Raw genomic sequence first — 19,482 nt, forward strand, 5'->3', positions numbered from 1 at the left:
TATGTCTTATATAAGACATAAATTTAATCATTCAAAATCAATGACTTGCGAACAAATCCCGCATTAAGAAAAGCACTTTCTCGTATCGGGAAATTTTTCCGCGCTGCAACATTTGATTTTTTCGCAATATGAAACATGCATTTCATCCACGAAAAGTCAGGTGACTCGTTTTTGCATCCAGTCTCCGTGCATAAGCCTTGGAGCGCCCCGCAGGATCACAGGATTGATCTCATACACCAGGCAGGAAAGCACCGTACCCTCCTCTTTGAGCGTGACGGTCACCTCCCGCTTCACATATTCTCCGGAGGGTTCCGGCCATATCTCTTCGATCTGGTCCAGCCGTTGCTCGAGTTCCGATGTGATCGCATAGACCTCGCCCAGGACTGGCACGCTTCCTTCACCTTCAGACGCGGGACCGGACAATGCAATGCCAGGATAGGCTCCCAGGTCGTAGAGGACTCCGACGACGGCGGCGGTTCCCAGATAAAGAGGCGCAGGAGACAAGGCAGTGATGTCGTTACTGCCTCCTCGGCGCAGTGTTCCGTAGACGAATACGTGGCGTTGAGGAAGGGGCCGCAGAGGCTCAGGCATGATGCGCCGTCCTTGAAATCAGTGTGGACCTCGCAGTCTATCGGCGGGGACCACCGATCTTTTTGCATGCCCAGCCGTCCCGTTGCCTATTTCTGTCTCGCCCTCAGCATGGTTCTGGTGGGCAGCTACGTCGCCCTGTCCAAACCTTTGGCCCAGGCGTTTCCCGTGTTCCTGCTGGCCTGGTTGCGATTTGGCATCGGCGGGCTGGGAATGCTGACCTGGCTCCGCAAACCCGCTGGCGAGCCGCCCATGACGCCGCAAGTGCGGCGTCTGTTGTTCCTGGAATCCTTTCTAGGCAATTTCCTGTTCACGCTCTGCATGATTTCCGGGGTCAGTCTGACCAGCGCCGTCACCGCCGGAGTCACCATGGCCGGCATTCCTGCCGCGGTCGCCGTCATGAGCTGGTTTTTCTTGAAAGAGCATGTCCCGCGCAGAACCTGGGCGGCTGTGGCGCTCGCCGTAGCGGGCATTGCGTTGTTTTCCGTGGCGCAACCAGGACCCGACGCCCATGGCACAGCCACCGCCCCCACAGGCCCGCACCCCCATCACCTGGCCTGGCTCGGTCAATTGCTGTTGGTTGGCGCGGTCATCTGCGAAGCGGCGTATTCGGTGATCGGCAAGAAGCTCACGGGTTCGCTGAGCCCGCGCCGCATCACTTCGCTGATCAATCTGTGGGGTTTCGTGCTGGCCACGCCTCTGGGGCTCTACGCGGCATTCCAGTTCGATTTCACGGCACTCAAGCCTGGCACGTGGTGGCTGCTGGTCTTCTATGCGCTGGCAGCCAGTGTCTGGACGGTCTGGCTCTGGATGACGGGGTTGAAAGTAGTGCCTGCAGCGCAAGGCGGCGTATTCACCGTTCTGCTGCCGGTCAGTGCGGCTCTGGTCGGCGTCGTGGTGTTGGGGGAACGCTTCACGCCCCTGCAATTGGTGGCCTTCGGAATCGCGATTGCGAGCGTGGTGCTCGCTACCCTGCCCGCGCGGAGCAAGACAGGACGGGCCGGGGACACGCTGTCTTCCGGGCGCCGCTGACCACCACGGTTCCAGCGGCTTCAGCGCCCGGTCACCTTGCGTATCGGCGGCTTGATGCTCTCGCGGCGCGCGGGCAGTACGGGCGCGTTTTCGCGCGGTGCGTTGAGCACGATGCAGGTCGATGTTTCGGCCAACAGGCAAAACGCGGTCACGACGGCATCGAGGTGGCTGACGTCGATCACTGCGATTTCGAGGATCCAGCTGTCGTCGCCTGTGACGTTGTAGGCATTGATCACCTCCGGCGTCTGCTCGATGAGCTTGACCACCCGCGCGTACTCCGCGCGCCCCACCCGGATGATCGCCCGGATGCCGTAGCCCAGCGCGGCGTAGTCCACTTTGGCGCCATATCCGCGAACGACCCCTGCCGCTTCCAGCTTGCGCACGCGCTCCGTCACGGCCGGCTGGCTGAGATGCACCTGCCGCCCCAGTTCAGCCATGGTGATGCGGCCATCGCGCTGCAGTGCCGCGAGTATCCGGGCATCGTAGGCATCGAATTCACTGGTTTCCGTCATTGGTCGATTTCACCATGAAAGTAACGGCAGATCACCAGAACGACCATTGAATTCCCATGTCGTTGTACTCAGAGCTTGCCTAGCATCGGGGGAATGCAAACACCTTCGGTTTCCTTGTCCACCGCCCCCCGCCTGCCTGCAGGGGTCGTGCTGGCACTCGCGGCCTGCTACGTCATCTGGGGCTCCACGTACCTAGCCATCCGCGTGGCGCTCGTGAGCCTTCCGCCGTTCTTTCAGATGGGTTCCCGCTTTCTGGTCGCAGGCGCTCTGCTCGCGCTGTGGGTGCTGTGGCGCAAACGCAGCGCCGGTGTTGCCAGCGTTCTTCCCACGGCCGTGCAATGGCGCAATGCGCTGGTCGTGGGCACCTTGATGCTCGGGGGCGGCATGGGTCTCATCGCCACGGCCAGCGTGAACATCGGCTCCGGCCTCATCGCGACCTGCGTGGCCGTGGTGCCGATGATGATCACTGGATGGGGCCTGCTGTGGGGGCGGCGTCCCGGGCGGCTGGATCTGGCGGGCATGGGCATCGGTGCCTTGGGGGTCCTGCTGCTGGTGCGGGGCGAGAGCTTTTCCGCATCGCCAGCCAGCATCGCCTGTGCGCTGGCATCCACCGCCTGCTGGTCGCTGGGCTCGGTGCTGTCGACCACGCGCATGCCGCTCGCGCCGGGCCCGATCGGCTTCGCGAGCGAAATGCTGTGCGGCGGTGCCGTGCTCCTGGCCATCTCTCTCGGTATCGGCGAGCAGCCCGCATGGCCGCCGCAGCCTGCCGCCATCACCGCATGGCTTTATCTGGTGGTGTTCGGTTCGTTGATCGGCTTCAGCGCCTATCTCTACCTGCTGGCCCGCGCGAGCCCTGCCCTCGCGTCCAGCTATGCGTTCGTGAATCCCGCAGTGGCACTGGCCCTCGGAAGCATGGCGGCTGGAGAAGCCGTCACCGCGCAGGAGGGAGGGGCCTGTGCAGTGATCCTGCTGGCGGTGGCAATGATCCTTGCGCAAAATCGGCGCAGCCGCGGCTGAGTTCCGCACCTCGAAACGCAAGGAACCGCAGAGCAGCCGGGTCGCAACAACTGGAGGCAAAAAAACGCGGCTTTCCCTTGGAAAGGCGTTTTTTTGCCATTAGCATTCGGCGAGCCGGCGGAAGCGCAGATTTTCGCTGGCGACCGCTATCTCACTCCCAACAAGGAAAACCAACATGGCAACTGCAAAGAAAGCTCCGGCTGCCGACAAGGCCGCGGCGCCCGCCAAGAAGCGTACGCCCAATGCCGCCTTCATGAAGGCCCTGACGCCCAGCCCCGCGCTGGCCGCCGTGGTGGGCTCTGACCCGCTGCCCCGCACGGAGATCATCAGCAAGCTGTGGACCTACATCAAAGCCAACAACCTGCAGGACTCCGCCAACAAGCGCATGATCAACGCCGACGCGAAGCTCAAGGAAGTGTTCGGCAAGCCCCAAGTCTCGATGTTCGAGATGGCCGGCCTGATCGGCAAGCACGTGAAGTGAAGCCCCAGCGCATCGATCGCTGATGGCCGGCCCGCCCGGTCTGCAGCTCTGGAAAAAGCCGGCACATGCCGGCTTTTTTCTTGGGGCGGGCTTTTTCTCCGGTGGCACAGGCAGCCGGCGGCCGGCGTCAAGCCGCAGGGCAATGCCATGGACGATCCCCGGCCTTTATCGCGAATGATTCGCGTCTGCCATATCATGCCCGGGCCGCCAGGCAACCCATCCTTTCCGAGAACCTACAAGAGACCGCCCGTATGCGCATCCGCTTTCTGAATCTCATCGTGTCCGCAGGCCTGCTGGCCGCGGCCGCCGGCACCGTGTCTGCACAGGAACAGGTCGTGAACCTGTACTCCGCCCGCCACTACGCTACCGACGAGGCGCTCTACACGGGATTCACGCAGGCCACCGGCATCAAGATCAACCGCGTGGACGCGGACGACGCCGGCATCATGGCGCGCCTGAAGGCCGAGGGCACGGCATCGCCGGCCGACGTGATCCTGCTCGTGGATGCCGCCCGCCTCTACCGCGGCGAAGCCGACGGCCTGTTCCTGCCCATCAAGTCCAAGGTACTGGAGGATGCGATTCCCGCCAACCTGCATGCCAAGCCCACCGCCGACGGCGGCATCACCTGGTTCGGCCTGTCCACCCGCGCCCGTGTGATCGTCTACAACAAGGCCAAGGTGAACAAGGACGACGTGGACACCTACGAGGAACTGGGAGACCCGAAGAACAAGGGCAAGATCTGCATCCGCTCGGGCTCGCACCCCTACAACCTGAGCCTGTTCGGCGCGGTGACCGAGCACCTGGGCGAGCAGAAGGCCGAAGCCTGGCTCAAGGGCGTGGTGGCCAACCTGGCGCGCGCGCCGAAGGGCGGCGACACCGACCAGATCCGCGCCGTGGCGGCTGGCGAATGCGATATCGCCGTCACCAACAGCTACTACCTGGCCCGCATCCTCCGTTCCGACAAGCCCGAGGACAAGGACGTGGCGAGCAAGGTCGCGGTGGTGTTCCCCAACCAGCAATCGTGGGGCACGCACCTGAACATCGCTGGCGGCGCGGTCGCCCGCCACACCAAGAACCAGGCCAACGCGGTCAAGTTCCTGGAGTACCTGGCCAGCCCCGTGGCACAGAACTACTTCGCCAACGGCAACAACGAGTGGCCTGCCGCCAAGGGCGTGACGTCGGACAACCCGGCGCTGCGCAGCATGACGGGCGGCCAACCGTTCAAGAGCGAGACGATCCCGATCAGCGCCGTGGGCGAACACATGCCCAAGGTGCAGCAGATGCTGGACCGCGTGGGTTTCAAGTAAGCACCGCATAGCGGCAGCAACAACAGACACGCAGGCTGGCGGGGAGCGCGCCGAAGCGCTGCGCCGCCCTGCCCTCTCCCCGCAAAAAGCCCGGCTTGCCGGGCTTTCGTGCGTCTGGCCGCCGGAGTTCTTCCACGATAATTGACGTTTACGTCAACGTCAGACCATCAAGGAGACAGTTTCATGGAGATTCAAGGCAAGGTTTTCATCGTCACGGGCGGCGCATCGGGGCTGGGCGAAGGCGCGGCGCGCATGCTGGCCGCGCAGGGCGGCCGCGTGGTCATCGCGGACCTGCAGGTCCCGCAGGGCGAGGCCGTGGCGCGCGACATCGGCGGCACGTTCGTGCGCTGCGACGTGACGAACGAGGCCGACGGTCAGGCCGTGGTGGCGCAGGCGGTGGCGCAGGGCAAGCTGGTGGGCCTCGTCAACTGCGCGGGGATCGCGCCGGCCGAAAAAACGGTGGGCAAGAGCGGCGCGCACAGCCTCGCGCTGTTTTCCAAGACCGTCACCGTGAACCTGATCGGCAGCTTCAACATGATCCGCCTGGCCGCCGAAGCCATGGCGCGCAACGAGCCCGAGGCCACGGGCGAGCGCGGGGTGCTGATCTCCACCGCCAGCGTGGCGGCCTATGACGGGCAGATCGGCCAGGCGGCCTATGCGGCGTCCAAGGGCGGGATCGTCGGCATGACGCTGCCGATCGCGCGCGATCTGGCGCGCAACGGCATCCGCAACATGACCATCGCACCGGGCATCTTCGGCACGCCGATGCTGTTCGGCATGCCGCAGGAGGTGCAGGACGCGCTGGCCGCCGGGGTACCCTTCCCGAGCCGCCTGGGCACGCCGCAGGACTATGCCCGCCTTGCGCGCCACATCTTCGAGAACGACATGCTCAACGGCGAGGTGATCCGGCTGGACGGCGCCATCCGCCTCGCACCGCGCTGAGAGCGGCAGGGGCGGCCGCGCCGCCCCGCCCTCGCCAGCCCCACGGCCCGCCGTCGCCCTAGGCGTTCTCGCGCAGCTGCGCGCGCAGGCGCTCGCCGATCTCCGGGCGCTCGCCGAACGGATCAGGCGGATTGCGCACGGCCACGATGCTCTCCATGCGGCTCTGCACATTGCCCAGGGCCTGTGGGTGGCTGAAGAGGTAGAAGCGGTTCGCGGCGATGCCGTCGAACACCATCTGCGCCACCTCGGCGGCCGTCACCTTGCCGCTGCCGACCGCCTTGTCGGTCATGGCCTGCCCGATGAGCTGGCTGCGCGTGGGCGCGGATGCGGGCGCATCGGGGCGGTTGCGTTCGCTGCGGCCGATGCCCGTGGGCACGAAATACGGGCACAGCACGCTCGCGCCGACCTGGTCGGTGACCAGCGCCAGGTCCTGGAACAGCGTTTCGGTGAGGCTCACCACCGCATGCTTGCTCACGTTGTAGATGCCCATGTTGGGCGGCGTGAGCAGGCCCGCCATGCTCGCGGTGTTGACGATGTGCCCGCGCCACGCGAGGTCCTGCCGGGCGGCGTCCAGCATCATCGGCGTGAAGAGGCGCACGCCGTGCACCACGCCCATGAGGTTCACGCCGAGCACCCAGTTCCAGTCGGCCACGGAGTTTTCCCAGACGAGCCCGCCCGCGCCCACGCCGGCGTTGTTGAAGACGAAGTGCGGCGCGCCGAAGCGTTCGCGCACGTCGGCGGCCAGGCGCTCCATCTCGGCGGCGTCGGAGACGTCCACGCGCCGCGCCAGCACGTCGGCACCGGCCGCGCGCATCTCGGCCTCGGCCTGGTCCAGCGCGTCCTGCTGCACGTCGGCCAGCACGAGGCGCATGCCGTGCCGCGCGCCGATGCGGGCGCATTCGAGCCCAAATCCCGATCCTGCGCCGGTCAGCACGGCGGTCTTGCCCTGGAAGTCTTCGATCATGGTGCGGGGGTCTCCAACGGGGTGAGGGTGTAGCCGATGCGCGGGAAGTGCACGTGCAGCGCGCCCGCACGCGGGTCGGTGCGGGCGAGCGTGTAGCGCGTGCGCGTGGCGGCCACGAGCCGGCCTTCGGTGGGCTCGGTGCCGAAGCTCTCGGCCGCGATCGCCACGCGCGCGCCCAGGGGGATGCCGTGCTCGTCCTGGAACACGTCGTCCACCAGCGGCAGCGGCTCGGCGTTGGCGGCCACGGTGATCGCGTCCTGCGCGCTGAATTTCTCCAGCCGGCCGTGGCCGATGGCCGCGAGGCGGTCCATCCACTCCAGCACGGCGGGCGTCGGCTTGAAGATGTCGGCCATCACGGGCACGCACTGCCGCGTGAACCAGAGCGGGTGGTAGGCCGCGAAGTCGGCCACGCAGGGCTCGGCGCCAAAGAGGTACTCGTGCTCTTCGACCATGTGGGCGATGCGGCGCAGGTAGGAGCGGTAGGCGGCCGTGGCGTCGTGCGGGCGCAGGCGGTTCATGCCGGCACTCATCGCACGCCGGTCGGCGCCGAAGGCCTGCGCGGCCGTGGGTGGCAGGTTGGCGAAGAGCGCCGCGGCGCCGGCAGGCTGCAGGTTGTAGGCCATCGCGGCCCAGAACAGCGTGGTGTCGGCCCACTGGGAGAACACCCGCACCACGCCCTTCAGGGCCGGCGGATACAGTACCGGTTCGGGCTGCAGGTGCTCCAGCACGTCGCAGATGAGCGCCGTGTCGCAGTACACGTCGGCGCCGATCTGCAGGAATGGCGTGCGCCGGTAGCCGCCCGTGAGCGCGACCACGTCGGGCTTGGGCGCGATGCTGGGCACGATCACCGATTTCCAGGCGATCTGCTTGAAGCCGAGCGCGAGGCGGATCTTCTCCGAGAACGGCGAGGACGGGTAGTGGTGCAGGATGGGTTCGGGCGACGTGGCCATGGCATCTCCTGGTGCGACAAGGGGGCAGGCGGACACTACGCCGGCGGCGGCGGGGGTGTCCACAGCATCTCCACGTGGGGGATGCCGTCTTCGAGGTATTCGGGCGACACGGTGGCGAAGCCGGCATCGCCGTAGAAGCGCTGCAGGTGGGCCTGCGCGCTGATGCGCACCGCCTGCCCCGGCCAGGTGGCGGCGCAGCGCGCCAGCCCTTCGGCCACCAGCGCGCGGCCCGCGCCGGTGCCGCGCGCCTCGGGCGCCGTCACCACGCGGCCGATGGCGGGCTCGGCGTACTTCACGCCGGGGTACACCGCGCGCAGGTAGGCCAGCAGCCGGCCCGCGCCGTCGCGCCCCAGCAGGTGCCACGACGATGCATCGGCCGCATCGGGGTCCTGGTAGGGGCCCTGCTCCAGGATGAACACCCGGCAGCGCAGCGCGAGCGCGTCATGCAGGGCATGCACGCCCAGGTCCTCGAAGCGGGACCACTGCCAGCGCAGGTCGGCAGCGGACATCAGGCGAGCTTGACCAGCTGCTTGCCGAAGTTCTTGCCCTTCAGCAGGCCCAGGAAGGCCTCGGGCGCGGCGGCCAGGCCCTCCGCCACCGTCTCGCGCGGTCGCAGCTTGCCGCTGGCGACCAGGCCGCCCAGCTCCTTGAGCGCCTCGGGCCAGATCTCCATGTGCTCGCTCACGATGAAGCCCTGCACCTTCATGCGGTTGACCAGGATGAGGGCCGGGTTCTGCAGCGGAAGCGGCTGGCCATCGTAGCCGGCGATCATTCCGCAGACCGCCACGCGCGCGAAGGCGTTGGCGCGCAACAGCACGGCGTCGAGGATGTAGCCGCCCACGTTCTCGAAGTAGCCGTCGATGCCGTTCGGGCAGGCTTCCTTCAGCGCCTTGGACATGGCCTTGAGGTCGCCGTGCTCGCGGTGGTCGATGCAGGCGTCGAAGCCCAGCGTTTCGGTCACGTAGCGGCACTTGTCCGGCCCGCCCGCGATGCCGACCACGCGGCAGCCGCGCGCCTTGGCGAGGGCGCCGAACGCACTGCCCACGGCCCCCGAGGCGGCGCTCACCACCACCGTCTCGCCGGCCTTGGGCTCGATGATCTTCACGAGGCCGTACCACGCCGTCACGCCCGGCATGCCGACGGCGCCGAGGTAGTGCGACAGCGGCACGTGCGTGGTGTCCACCTTGCGCAGCATGCCGGGGGTGTTGCCGTCCACCACGCTGTATTCCTGCCAGCCGCCCATGCCGACTACCTTGTCGCCCACGGCGAACTTCGGGTGGCGGCTCTCGGCCACCTCGCCGACCGTGCCGCCGATCATGACCTCGCCCAGCGGCTGCGAGGCCGCGTAGCTCTTGCTGTCGTTCATGCGGCCGCGCATGTAGGGGTCCAGGCTCAGGTAATGGTGGCGCACCAGGATCTGGCCGTCCTGCAGCGCGGGCGTGTCGGTGGCGACGAGCTTGAAGTTGCCGGCGGTGGCTTCGCCCTCGGGGCGGTTGTCGAGAACGATCTGCTGGTTGCGGGGCATGGAGGTCTCCTTTTCAACGGCGGGATGGGTGCATCCCTCAAACGCTATATTTTTAATAGCAAACTATTCAATGAATCCGGCGGCATGGAGCACAAAACGCTCCAAGCTCCGGTGTCAGTCGGTGGGCACGGCCGCCGCGGGCTGCGCGGGCCGCTTCATGTACTTGAAGGTGCCGGTGGCGTGGCTGCACAGGCGCCCTTCGGCGTCGTACACGCTGGCCTCGGTGAAGGCCAGCGCGGTCGTGCGGTGCAACAGCCTGCCGCGTGCCACGAGGGGCCCGCGCGCGGCCTGCATGAAGCTCGTCTTCATCTCGACGGTGACCACGCCCATGTCGGCAGGCACGTCGCTGCGCGCCGCCGTGGCCATGGCCACGTCGATCAGCGCCATGGTGGCGCCGCCGTGGGTGACGCCGAAGGAATTCAGGTGCTCCGCCTGCGCGGTGTAGCGCAGCTCGGACTCGCCGCCTTCCATGCGGTGCAGGGTGAAGCCGAGGTGGCTGACAAAGGGGATTTCGACGCCGAAGCTCAACACGGGCAGGCACTCCAGTCAGGGGGTGGTGGGGAAACCGCCAGCATAGCGAACGCCCGCGTGCCGGCGCCGCTGCGCGGGCACCGCGCAGCGCACTCAGCCACCTGTCACCACGCTCACGCCGCCGTCGACCGCCAGCCACTGCCCGGTGATGTGCTTGCCGGCGTCCGACGCGTAGAGCAGGCACAGGCCCTTCAGGTCTTCCTCGTCGCCCAAGCGGCGCAGCGGCGCGTGCCGGGCCATCTTTTCCTCGCCCAGCGTCTCGATCAGAACCGAGGCCATCTTGGTCTTGAAAAAGCCCGGGCAGATCGCGTTCACGTTGATGCCGTGCACGCCCCACTCGGCCGCCAGGGCGCGCGTGAAATTGATCACCGCCCCCTTGGAGGTGTTGTAGGCGATGGTCTTCATCTCGATCGGATTGCCGCCCAGCCCCGCGATGGAAGCCACGTTGATGATGCGGCCGCTGCGGCGCGGGATCATGCTGTGCTTGGCGATGGCCTGCGAGAGCAGGAAATAGCCGCGCACGTTGAGGTTCATGACCTTGTCCCACGCGGATGCGGGGTGGTCCTCGGCCGGAGCGCCCCAGCTGGCGCCCGCGTTGTTCACGAGGATGTCCACGTCTCCCATGCGCTGCAGCGTCTCCTGCGCCAGGTGGCGGATATCGGCCTCCTGCCCGCAGTCGGCGGCGATCCAGCGCGCATCGATGCCGGCGGCCTGCAGCCTGGCGGCGGCCTCCTCCAGGTCGGCCGCCTTGCGCGAGGTCAGCATGATCTTGGCGCCGGCCTCGCCGAGGGCCTGGGCCAGTTGCAGCCCCAGGCCGCGCGAGCCGCCGGTGACGAGGGCGGTCTTGCCGGTGAGGTCGAAAAGTTGCTGGACCGTGCGGGTCATGGGTTGTCTCCTGTCGGGCTTGTCGGTTGCGGAAATTGTGGTGGGTGCCGGGCCCGGGGCTTGTCGCCTGCGCGATCACTCCGGGCCGCGGATCGGGTCGCTCAGAAGCCCTCTTCGGGCAGTTCCGCGCAGGTCATGTCGCGCGTGCGGACCACGTTCAGCCAGGCGCCGGTCTTCGGCAGCTCGTAGTGGAAGAAGTAGCGCATGGCGCCCAGCCGGCCGGTGTCCGCCGCGCTGGCGGACTGCGCCGCACGGGCCTGCACGGCGACGGCGATGTCGAGCCAGATCCACGCGATCACCATGTGCCCGGCGGCCTGCATGTAGGGCACGGCGTTGGCGAGCGCTTCGGCGGGCTCGCCGGTGGCCCAGGCCGCCTTGGTGGCGGCGCCGACCTCGGCCAGGGCACGTGCGAGCTGGTTGGCGTGCCCGGCCAGATCGGGCTGCTCCATCGCGCGCTGGATGGTGGCGTTGATGCGGCCGGCCAGCAGCTGCAGGCCGCGGCCGCCTTCCATCACCACCTTGCGGCCCAGCAGGTCCATCGCCTGGATGCCGTGCGTGCCCTCGTGGATCATGTTGAGGCGGTTGTCCCGCCAGTACTGCTCCACGGGAAAGTCGCGCGTGTAGCCGTAGCCGCCGTGGATCTGGATGGCGAGCGAATTGGCCTCCAGGCACCACTCGCTGGGCCAGCTCTTGGCGATGGGCGTGAGCACCTCCAGCAGCAGCCGCGCCTCGTCGGCGGCCTCGGGCGTGCCGGTGTGCTGCTCGTCGACCAGGCGCGCGCAGTAGAGGTTGAGCGCGAGCGCGCCTTCGCCGTAGCTCTTTTGCGCGAGCAGCATGCGGCGGATGTCGGCGTGCTCGATGAGCCGCACCGGCGCGGCCGCGGCATCCTTGCCCGTCTTGCCGACGGGCCGGCCCTGCGTGCGGTCCTTCGCATACTGCAGGCTCGCGTGGTAGCCCGCCAGGCCCAGCAGCGTGGCCGCCATGCCGATGCCGATGCGGGCCTCGTTCATCATGTGGAACATGCATTTCAGGCCCTCGCCGGGCCGGCCGACCAGGTAGCCGATGGCCCCCGCGCCGCGCCCGTCCAGGCCGCCCGCGCCCTGCTCCGCGCGCACCGGGTAGGCGCCTTCGCCGAAGTTGAGCAGCGTGTTGGTGGTGCCCCGCCAGCCCAGCTTGTGGTTGAGGCCGGCCAGCGCCACGTCGTTGCGCTCGCCGGTGAGCGCCCCCTGCGCATCCACCAGGTGCTTGGGCACGATGAACAGCGAGATGCCCTTCACACCCGGCACGGGCCGCCCGTCGGGCCCGGGGATCTTGGCCAGCACGAGGTGGACGATGTTCTCGGTCATCTCGTGGTCGCCGGACGAGATCCACATCTTGTTGCCGGCCAGCCGGTAGCGCGGGCCCAGCGGGTCGGCCTCGGCGCCCTCGCCGTCCGGCACCGCGCGCGTGGCGATGTCGGAGAGCGACGAGCCGGCCTGCGGCTCCGACAGGCACATGGTGCCCGACCAGCGGCCGTTGAATTCATTGAGCGCGAACACCTCCCGCTGCGCCGCGGTGCCGTGCACCATCAGCAGGTTGGCGTTGCCCACGGTGAGCAGGTTGGAGCCGATGCTGATCGATGCCTCGGCGAAGAAGCTGTTGGCGGCCGCCTCCAGCGTGTAGGGCAGCTGCATGCCGCCGACCGCGTAGTCCTGCGCGGCGCTCAGCATGCCGGATTCGGCATAGGCCTTGCGGGCTTCGTGCGTGGCGCGGGGCAGCACCACGCGGCCGTTCTCCACGCGCGGCTCCTCGGTATCGACGAGGCGGTTGAACGGCGCGTATTTCTCGCGGGCGATGCGCTCGCAGGTGTCCAGCACCGCATCGAAGGTTTCGCGCGAATGGTCGGCGAAGCGCTCGCGGGCCGTCAGCGCGGAGGCATCGAGCCAGTCGTGGAGCAGGAAGTCGAGGGTGGAGCGCAGGCGCATGGGAGCAATTCCGCTTCAAAAGTGCCGCATGCCGCCGATTCCATTGGGCTTGCAGCTATTAAATTCATAGCAAATGAGTGCGCCGTGCGTGGTGACGGCGCACGGTGGCGGGCGCGGCAACCCCGGTATGCCGGCCCGCGCCCGCAGGCGGCTCTGCCAGGGTTGGCGCGGGCGAGGGGCCGGGGCGCAGCGCTTGCGCGCCCCGGCCAGTGCGGTTCAGAACACTTCGAACACGCCGGCGGCGCCCATGCCGCCGCCGATGCACATCGTCACGCACACGCGCTTGGCTCCGCGGCGCCGGCCTTCGATGAGCGCGTGGCCGGTCAGGCGCTGGCCGCTCACGCCGTAGGGGTGGCCCAGGGCGATGGCGCCGCCGTTCACGTTGAGCCGGTCGGCCGGGATGCCGAGCTTGTCGCGGCAGTAGAGCACCTGCACGGCGAAGGCCTCGTTCAGCTCCCAGAGGTCGATGTCCTGCACCGTGAGGCCCAGCTTCTTGAGCACCTTGGGCACCGCGAACACGGGGCCGATGCCCATCTCGTCAGGCTCGCAGCCCGCGACCGCGAAGCCGAGGAAGCGGCCCAGGGGCTTGAGGCCCTTGCGGCTGGCGTACTCTTCGCTGGCGACCACGCAGGCGCCCGCGCCGTCGGAGAACTGGCTCGCGTTGCCCGCCGAGATCACGCCGCCCGGCAGCGCGGGCTTGATGCCGGCGATGCCTTCCTTGGTGGTGCCTTCGCGCGTGCCCTCGTCCTTGGAGACCGTGACCTGCTTGGTGATGAGGCCCAGCGCCTTGTCGGCCACGCCGGCCGTCACGGTGATGGGCGCGATCTCGTCGTCGAACTTGCCCGCGGCCTGCGCGGCACAGGCCTTCTGCTGGCTGGCGGCGCCGTACTCGTCCATGGCGTCGCGGCCGATGTGGTAGCGCTTGGCGACCTGCTCGGCGGTCTCCAGCATGCTCCAGTAGATCTCTGGCTTGGCCTTGGCCAGCTCCAGATCGCGCAGCATGTGCAAGTTCATCTCCTGCTGCACGCAGGAAATGCTCTCCACGCCGCCGGCCACGAACACGTCGGCCTCGCCCGCGATGATGCGCTGCGCGGCCAGCGCGATGGTCTGCAGCCCCGAGGAGCAGAAGCGGTTCACGGTCACGCCCGAGGTGGTGACGGGCAGGCCGGCGCGCAGCGCGATCTGGCGCGCGATGTTGGCGCCCGTGGCGCCCTCGGGGTTGGCGCAGCCCATGATGACGTCGTCGACATCGGCGCCGTCGATGCCCGCGCGCTGCACGGCGTGCTGCACCGCATGGCCGCCGAGCGTGGCGCCGTGGGTCATGTTGAAGGAGCCCTTCCAGCTCTTGGCGAGCGGGGTGCGGGCGGTGGAAACGATCACTGCGGAGGTCATGTGCGGATTCCCTGGTTCTTTGCAAACATGCGGACGGCGGGGCTCAGGCGAAAGCCTTGCCCTCGGCGGCGAGGCGGGCGAGCAGCGGCGCGGGCTCCCACGCGGACGCATCGTCCAGCGGGTTCTGCGCGAAGCGCTGCATCGATTGCGCCACGTTGAACAGCCCCACTTCGCTCGCGTAGTGCATGGGGCCGCCGCGGTGGATCGGGAATCCGTAGCCCGTGAGGTACACCATGTCGATGTCTCCGGACTTGCTCGCGATGCCTTCTTCCAGGATCTTCGCGCCCTCGTTCACCAGCGCGTACACCAGGCGCTGCACGATCTCCTCGTCGCTGATCTTGCGCGGCGTGATGCCGGCCTCCTTGCGGTGGTCCTCGATCATCTTGTTCACCAGCTCGCTGGGGATCGCGTCGCGCTTGCCGGCCTGGTAGTCGTACCAGCCCGCGCCCGTCTTCTGCCCGTAGCGGCCCAGCTCGCAGAGCTTGTCGGCCGTGCGGCTGTACTTCATGTCGGGGCGTTCGACGGCGCGGCGCTTGCGGATCGCCCAGCCGATGTCGTTGCCCGCGAGGTCGCCCATGCGGAACGGGCCCATCGCGAAGCCGAACTTCTCCACCGCCTTGTCCACCTGAGCGGGCGTGGCGCCTTCGTCGAGCAGGAAGCCGGCCTGCTGGCTGTAGCGCTCGATCATGCGGTTGCCGATGAAGCCGTCGCAGACGCCGGAGACCACGGCGGTCTTCTTGATCTTCTTGGCGAGCGCCATCACGGTGGCCAGCACGTCCTTGGCGGTCTCCTTGCCGCGCACCACTTCCAGCAGCTTCATCACGTTGGCGGGGCTGAAGAAGTGCATGCCCACCACGTCCTGCGGGCGCTTCGTGAACGATGCGATGCGGTCCACGTCGAGCGTGGAGGTATTGGAGGCCAGGATCGCGCCGGGCTTGGCCACCTCGTCGAGCTTCTTGAACACCGCTTCCTTGACGCCCATCTCCTCGAACACGGCCTCGATGACGAGGTCCACGTCCTTCAGGTCGTCGTAGTTCAGCGTGGGCGTGAGCAGGGCCATGCGCTGCTCGTACTTGTCCTGCTTGAGCTTGCCCTTGGCGACCTGCGCCTCGTAGTTCTTGCGGATGGTGGCGATGCCGCGGTCCAGCGCCTCCTGCTTCGTCTCCAGGATGGTGACGGCGATGCCGGCGTTCAGGAAGTTCATGCTGATGCCGCCGCCCATGGTGCCGGCACCGATCACGCCCACCTTGCGGATGTCGCGCTTGGGCGTATCGGAAGGCACGTCGGGGATCTTGCTCGCGGCGCGCTCGGCCAGGAACAGGTGGCGCAGCGCGCGCGATTCGGGCGTCCACATCAGGTTGACGAACAGCTCGCGCTCATGGGCCAGGCCGTCCTCGAACTTGCGCTTGGTGGCGGCCTCGACCGCATCCACGCACTTGAGCGGCGCGGGGAAATTCTTCGCCATGCCCTTGACCATGTTCCGCGCGAACTGGAAGTACGCATCGCCCTGCGGGTGCTTGGCCGGCAGGTTGCGCACCAGGGGCAGCGGGCGCGCATCGGCCACGCTGCGGGCAAAGGCCAGGGCTTCCTCGGCCAGCGTTTCGGGCGACGCGGCCATCTTGTCGAACAGCTTCTGGCCGGGCATGCCGCCGATCAGCTCGCTCTTCACGGGCTCGCCGCTCACGATCATGTTGAGCGCGGCTTCCACGCCGACGACGCGCGGCAGGCGCTGCGTGCCGCCCGCTCCGGGCAGCAGGCCCAGCTTCACCTCGGGCAGCGCCATGCTGCAGCCGGGCGCGGCGACGCGGTAATGGCAGCCCAGGGCCAGCTCCAGGCCGCCGCCCATGCACACGGTGTGGATGGCTGCGACGACGGGCTTGGCCGACTGCTCCACCGCGCGGATCACCGAATGCAGGTTCGGCTCCTGCAGCGCCTTGTCGGTGCCGAATTCCTTGATGTCCGCGCCGCCGGAGAAGGCACCGCCCGCTCCCGTGATGACGATGGCCTTCACGGCCGCATCGGCATTCGCGCGGGCCAGCCCGTCGGTGATGCCCTTGCGCGTGGCATGGCCCAGCCCGTTCACGGGCGGGTTGGCCAGGGTGATCACGGCCACATCGCCGTGGACTTGGTATTCAGCGGTCATTGCTTGTCCCTTGGTTTGATCTAGAAAAGAACGATCGTGCTTTTTGATTCTAGAGAGTCCGGGCGCGGATGCCAGCCAGGGTTGTCCCGGCTGGGACAGAAAACGCTGCGGCCCGGGGGCGGATCATGGCCGCGGCGGACGCTCCGTCACATCGTTTTCGAACGGTTTCGGTGATCGGGCAGGCACAGTGCGCGGGCGGCGCGCGCCGGGCCCGGCAGGCGCAGGTTCAGGACCTGCGCGCCTGCAGCCAGTCCTGCAATTGCGGCAGGCCCATGGGCGCGGCGATATGGTAGCCCTGGCCCTCGTCGCAGCCCATGCGCAGCAGCGCCTCCCAGCTGGCGGCGTCCTCGATGCCTTCGGCCATCACCTGCAGGCCCAGCTGGTGCCCCAGCTTCACGACCATCTCGGCGATCCGCGCGCCCTGGGCACCGGTGGGCTTGCGCACGAAGCTGCGGTCGATCTTGATGCGGTCCAGCGGCAGCTGCTCGAGGTAGCTGAGCGACGAGTAGCCGGTGCCGAAGTCGTCGATGGCGATGCTGACGCCGTCGGTGCGCAGCGACGCCAGCGTGGACTGCAGCAGCTGGGTCGGCACCGCGGCGACGGATTCGGTGATTTCCAGCTCCAGGTGGCTGCCCTGCAGGCCGCTCGCCGAGAGGGCCGTGCGCACCGCATCGAGAAAGCCGGGGTCCTGCAACTGCACCACCGACACGTTCACGGCGATGCGCGCCGGGGCCTGGCCCGCATCGACCAGCGTCCGCATGGCATGGCAGGCCGTGGACAGCACCCACTGCCCGAGCGGCACGATGAGCCCCGAATGCTCGGCCATCGGAATGAAATCGTCCGGTGAGACGAAGCGCCCGTTGCCCGCGCGCCATCGCAGCAGGGCCTCCAGCCCCACCAGCGCGCCCGTGTCCAAGCGCAGCTGCGGCTGGTAGACCAGGAACAGCTGGTCGTTGTCGATGGCGGCCCGCAGATCGGACAGCAGGGTGGCACGCTCGCGCGCCTCCGTGCCCATGTGCTCCAGGTACTGCAGGTGCTGCCCGCGGTGGTCCCGCTTGGCGCGCTTGAGGGCGATGGTCGCGTCCTTGACCAGGTCGGCACCGGTCTGCGCCCGGAACGGAAGGTGCACATAGCCGCAGGTGAGCGAGACCTTGTGCGGCACGCCGTCCACGACAGGCGGTGGGCGCATGCACTGCAGCAGCTGCGGCAGTGCCACCTGGTGCGCCTCGCCGAGCACCCCGAAGGTGTCGGAGCCGACACGCGCGAGCAGCACCCCGCTGGGCAAGGCCTCTGCCAGCCGGCGGGCCACGGCCTCCAGCAGCCGGTCACCGAAGGTGTGCCCCATCACGTCGTTGGTGGCGCTGAAATCGTCGATGTCGATCAATGCCAGCACATGGCCCTGCGCGCCGCCATGGCGCACGCATTCGTCCACCTGCTCCACGAAGTGCGCGCGGTTGGGCAGGCGCACCAGTGGGTCGTAGTAGGCGAAGCGGCGCAGGCGGTCCAGCAGGTCGCGGTTGTGCAGCATGGTGCGCATGCTGGCCGCGAACACGTCCAGCAGCTGCCGCTCCAGCGCGCCGAGCGGGCCGGCGGTGTCCACGAAGACGGCCATGCCCCGCTCACCCGGATTGCCGAAATGCAGCGCGATGCCGCCCTCTTCGCCATGGACGTTCCGGCTCAGCTCCAGCGCTCGCGCCAGCAAGGGATGCCCGCGCGGCCCGGGCAGCGCGCCAGGCGCCGGTGCCGCGGCCGCGGCCGCAGCGAACGGTCCCGTGACCGCCAGCACGCGGCAGCCCTCGGCGCCGCCGCCGTGCAGGACGCAGACCATGCCCCGGTCGCCGCCGCCCAGCAAGGCGGTGAGCTGGGCGATGACCCCGGCGGCGACGGCTTCGAGGTCCGGCTCGGCCAGCAGCGCCGCACCCGAGCGCACGATCAGCTCCAGCCCGTCCAGCGCCGCGTGGGCTGCAGCATGCGCCTGCGGATCGCCATCGGCCACCAGGGCCTGCCACTGCGGCAGCGGCAGTTCCGCGCCGCGCGCAGTCGGCGGCAGGCGATCCACCTCCGCGATGGGCCCGCCCTGCGCGATCCGGGTGCTCATGGGATGGGCGCGTGCCCTGCCGGCTGCGCGCACACCACGCGGTTGCGGCCGCCGCGCTTGGCGCCGTAGAGCGCCTCGTCGGCCAGGCCGTAGGCCTCGTCGAAGCCGCCGCCCACGGGCAGCCAGCTCACGCCGAAGCTGGCGGTGACACGGCTGCCGTCGGGCAATCCGAAATCGCAGGCGGCGATGGCCTCGCGCGCGGCCTCGGCCACCTGCTCGCAGGCCGGGCCGCCGTGCCCCGGCAGGAGCACCGTGAACTCTTCCCCGCCCACCCGGCCGATCTGCGCGATGTCGGGCACGACGGACTGCAGGCACTCCACCACGCCGCGGATCACCTGGTCCCCGGTCGGGTGGCCGAAGCTGTCGTTCACCTGCTTGAAGTGGTCGATGTCCAGCACGATCAGCGCCACGCCATCCGTGGCGAACCGGTGGTTGACCTGCTCGATGATGGCCGAGCGGTTCAGCACGCCGGTCAGCGGATCGTGCGTGGCGCGGTAGTGCAGCTGGTCCGCCAGTTCCGTCAGGCGCTGGTTCAGCTGGTTCATCTCCAGCTCGGCACGGTCGCTGCGGCGCACGAGCCTCCGGGTCTCCCGCAGCAGCCGCTCATAGGCCGCGAGCAGGTCGCCCAGGGCCTGCCGGCATCCGGCGGGGTGCGCCTCGGCGCACGGTGCGTCGTAGGCCGCGCGGCCGGCGAGCAACGCGCGGTGCTCGGACTCGAAGAGGTCCGGAGGGGTGGCGATGGATTCCATCGGATCAGGACGGCGTCACGGGGTGGCCGGTGAAATCGAGATCGGGGAAATCGTCGCTCAGCTCCTGCCCGAACTCGAGAATGGTGTCGTCCTCTTCGTCGTAGTACCAGTGCAGGGCCACCGGGTTGCCCGCCTCGACCGCATCGTTGAGCGCATCGATGAGGTTGAAGAGCATCTTGGTGCTGGAGCTGTTGAAGTAGGCCAGCGCGATGTGCATCTCGATGCGCTGGCCGCGCTGCCGCGACAGGTAGTCCTTGAGCCGCGCGATGACGTCGCCGTAGAAAGCCGCGGCGTTCTCGGGGTAGGACTCTCCGCGCAGGCTCAGCGTGTGCTTGTCGAACTGGAAATCCACCTCGGGAGAGCTGGGGGTGGGTGCGATGTAAAGATTGTCCATGCGTGTTC

19 protein-coding genes are annotated in these 19,482 nt (G+C 68.2%); 5 read left to right on the forward strand and 14 right to left on the reverse strand.

The window, feature by feature from the left end; translation table 11 throughout:
- Positions 1 to 156: 156 nt before the first annotated feature.
- A complete protein-coding gene (locus tag BM144_RS05310; protein WP_092950261.1) occupies positions 157 to 591 on the reverse strand; it encodes a gamma-glutamylcyclotransferase family protein in 435 nt (144 codons plus the stop codon).
- Between the two features lie 66 nt (positions 592 to 657).
- On the opposite strand from BM144_RS05310, the gene BM144_RS05315 reads away from it, so the two are divergent.
- Positions 658 to 1,620, forward strand: a complete 963-nt coding sequence (locus BM144_RS05315; protein WP_092950262.1) for a DMT family transporter — start codon at positions 658 to 660, stop codon at positions 1,618 to 1,620.
- A gap of 20 nt (positions 1,621 to 1,640) precedes the next feature.
- On the opposite strand, the gene BM144_RS05320 is transcribed toward BM144_RS05315, so the two are convergent.
- The gene (locus tag BM144_RS05320; protein ID WP_092950263.1) at positions 1,641 to 2,132 is read right to left on the reverse strand and encodes an Lrp/AsnC family transcriptional regulator; all 492 of its coding nucleotides are present in this window, start codon (positions 2,130 to 2,132) and stop codon (positions 1,641 to 1,643) included.
- 93 nt (positions 2,133 to 2,225) lie between these two features.
- Here BM144_RS05320 and BM144_RS05325 point away from each other — a divergent pair, with 93 nt between their 5' ends.
- The 4 genes from BM144_RS05325 (at position 2,226) to BM144_RS05340 (ending at position 5,879) form a co-directional block, all read left to right on the forward strand.
- Complete coding sequence (locus BM144_RS05325; protein WP_092950264.1) at positions 2,226 to 3,149, forward strand: EamA family transporter; 924 nt, start codon at positions 2,226 to 2,228, stop codon at positions 3,147 to 3,149.
- A gap of 175 nt (positions 3,150 to 3,324) precedes the next feature.
- Positions 3,325 to 3,630 (forward strand): SWIB/MDM2 domain-containing protein, encoded by a 306-nt coding sequence (locus tag BM144_RS05330; RefSeq protein WP_092950265.1) that lies wholly within the window; start codon positions 3,325 to 3,327, stop codon positions 3,628 to 3,630.
- 251 nt (positions 3,631 to 3,881) lie between these two features.
- A complete protein-coding gene (locus BM144_RS05335) occupies positions 3,882 to 4,937 on the forward strand; it encodes an extracellular solute-binding protein (RefSeq protein WP_092950266.1) in 1,056 nt (351 codons plus the stop codon).
- A gap of 183 nt (positions 4,938 to 5,120) precedes the next feature.
- Positions 5,121 to 5,879: a 3-hydroxyacyl-CoA dehydrogenase gene (locus BM144_RS05340; protein WP_092950267.1), complete on the forward strand. Its 759-nt coding sequence runs from the start codon at positions 5,121 to 5,123 to the stop codon at positions 5,877 to 5,879.
- Positions 5,880 to 5,937: 58 nt separating this feature from the next.
- Here the strand turns inward: BM144_RS05340 and BM144_RS05345 are convergent, their stop codons facing one another.
- The 12 genes from BM144_RS05345 to BM144_RS05400 all read right to left on the reverse strand — a co-directional run bounded on the left by BM144_RS05345 (position 5,938) and on the right by BM144_RS05400 (position 19,474).
- Positions 5,938 to 6,843 (reverse strand): SDR family oxidoreductase, encoded by a 906-nt coding sequence (locus BM144_RS05345; RefSeq protein WP_092950268.1) that lies wholly within the window; start codon positions 6,841 to 6,843, stop codon positions 5,938 to 5,940.
- Positions 6,840 to 7,793, reverse strand: coding sequence for a glutathione S-transferase family protein (locus BM144_RS05350; protein ID WP_092950269.1), 954 nt, complete (start codon positions 7,791 to 7,793; stop codon positions 6,840 to 6,842). The genes BM144_RS05345 and BM144_RS05350 overlap by 4 nt, the downstream gene beginning before the upstream one ends.
- Before the next feature lie 35 nt (positions 7,794 to 7,828).
- Entirely contained in the window at positions 7,829 to 8,302 is a 474-nt protein-coding gene (locus tag BM144_RS05355; RefSeq protein ID WP_092950270.1) for a GNAT family N-acetyltransferase, read from the reverse strand.
- On the reverse strand, positions 8,302 to 9,318 hold the full coding sequence (locus BM144_RS05360) for an NADP-dependent oxidoreductase (protein WP_092950271.1): 1,017 nt from the start codon (positions 9,316 to 9,318) through the stop codon (positions 8,302 to 8,304). Before BM144_RS05360 ends, BM144_RS05355 begins: the two co-directional genes overlap by 1 nt.
- 114 nt (positions 9,319 to 9,432) lie before the next feature.
- Positions 9,433 to 9,849, reverse strand: a complete 417-nt coding sequence (locus BM144_RS05365; protein ID WP_092950272.1) for a PaaI family thioesterase — start codon at positions 9,847 to 9,849, stop codon at positions 9,433 to 9,435.
- A gap of 93 nt (positions 9,850 to 9,942) precedes the next feature.
- The gene (locus BM144_RS05370; protein WP_092950273.1) at positions 9,943 to 10,734 is read right to left on the reverse strand and encodes an SDR family oxidoreductase; all 792 of its coding nucleotides are present in this window, start codon (positions 10,732 to 10,734) and stop codon (positions 9,943 to 9,945) included.
- Positions 10,735 to 10,835: 101 nt separating this feature from the next.
- Positions 10,836 to 12,698 carry an acyl-CoA dehydrogenase gene (locus BM144_RS05375; protein ID WP_092950274.1) on the reverse strand — a complete coding sequence of 621 codons (1,863 nt, stop codon included), beginning with the start codon at positions 12,696 to 12,698 and terminating at the stop codon, positions 10,836 to 10,838.
- 216 nt (positions 12,699 to 12,914) lie between these two features.
- On the reverse strand, positions 12,915 to 14,090 hold the full coding sequence (locus tag BM144_RS05380; protein WP_092950275.1) for an acetyl-CoA C-acyltransferase: 1,176 nt from the start codon (positions 14,088 to 14,090) through the stop codon (positions 12,915 to 12,917).
- A 43-nt stretch (positions 14,091 to 14,133) separates the two neighbouring features.
- A complete protein-coding gene (locus tag BM144_RS05385; protein ID WP_092950276.1) occupies positions 14,134 to 16,233 on the reverse strand; it encodes a 3-hydroxyacyl-CoA dehydrogenase NAD-binding domain-containing protein in 2,100 nt (699 codons plus the stop codon).
- A 226-nt stretch (positions 16,234 to 16,459) separates the two neighbouring features.
- Positions 16,460 to 18,331, reverse strand: coding sequence for a putative bifunctional diguanylate cyclase/phosphodiesterase (locus BM144_RS05390; RefSeq protein ID WP_245783547.1), 1,872 nt, complete (start codon positions 18,329 to 18,331; stop codon positions 16,460 to 16,462).
- On the reverse strand, positions 18,328 to 19,080 hold the full coding sequence (locus tag BM144_RS05395; RefSeq protein ID WP_092950277.1) for a GGDEF domain-containing protein: 753 nt from the start codon (positions 19,078 to 19,080) through the stop codon (positions 18,328 to 18,330). Before BM144_RS05395 ends, BM144_RS05390 begins: the two co-directional genes overlap by 4 nt.
- 4 nt (positions 19,081 to 19,084) lie before the next feature.
- A complete protein-coding gene (locus tag BM144_RS05400; RefSeq protein ID WP_092950278.1) occupies positions 19,085 to 19,474 on the reverse strand; it encodes a DUF1987 domain-containing protein in 390 nt (129 codons plus the stop codon).
- Between the last annotated feature and the right edge of the window lie 8 nt (positions 19,475 to 19,482).

The sequence above is a fragment of the Paracidovorax konjaci genome, from assembly GCF_900112675.1.
Lineage (GTDB): Bacteria > Pseudomonadota > Gammaproteobacteria > Burkholderiales > Burkholderiaceae_C > Paracidovorax > Paracidovorax konjaci.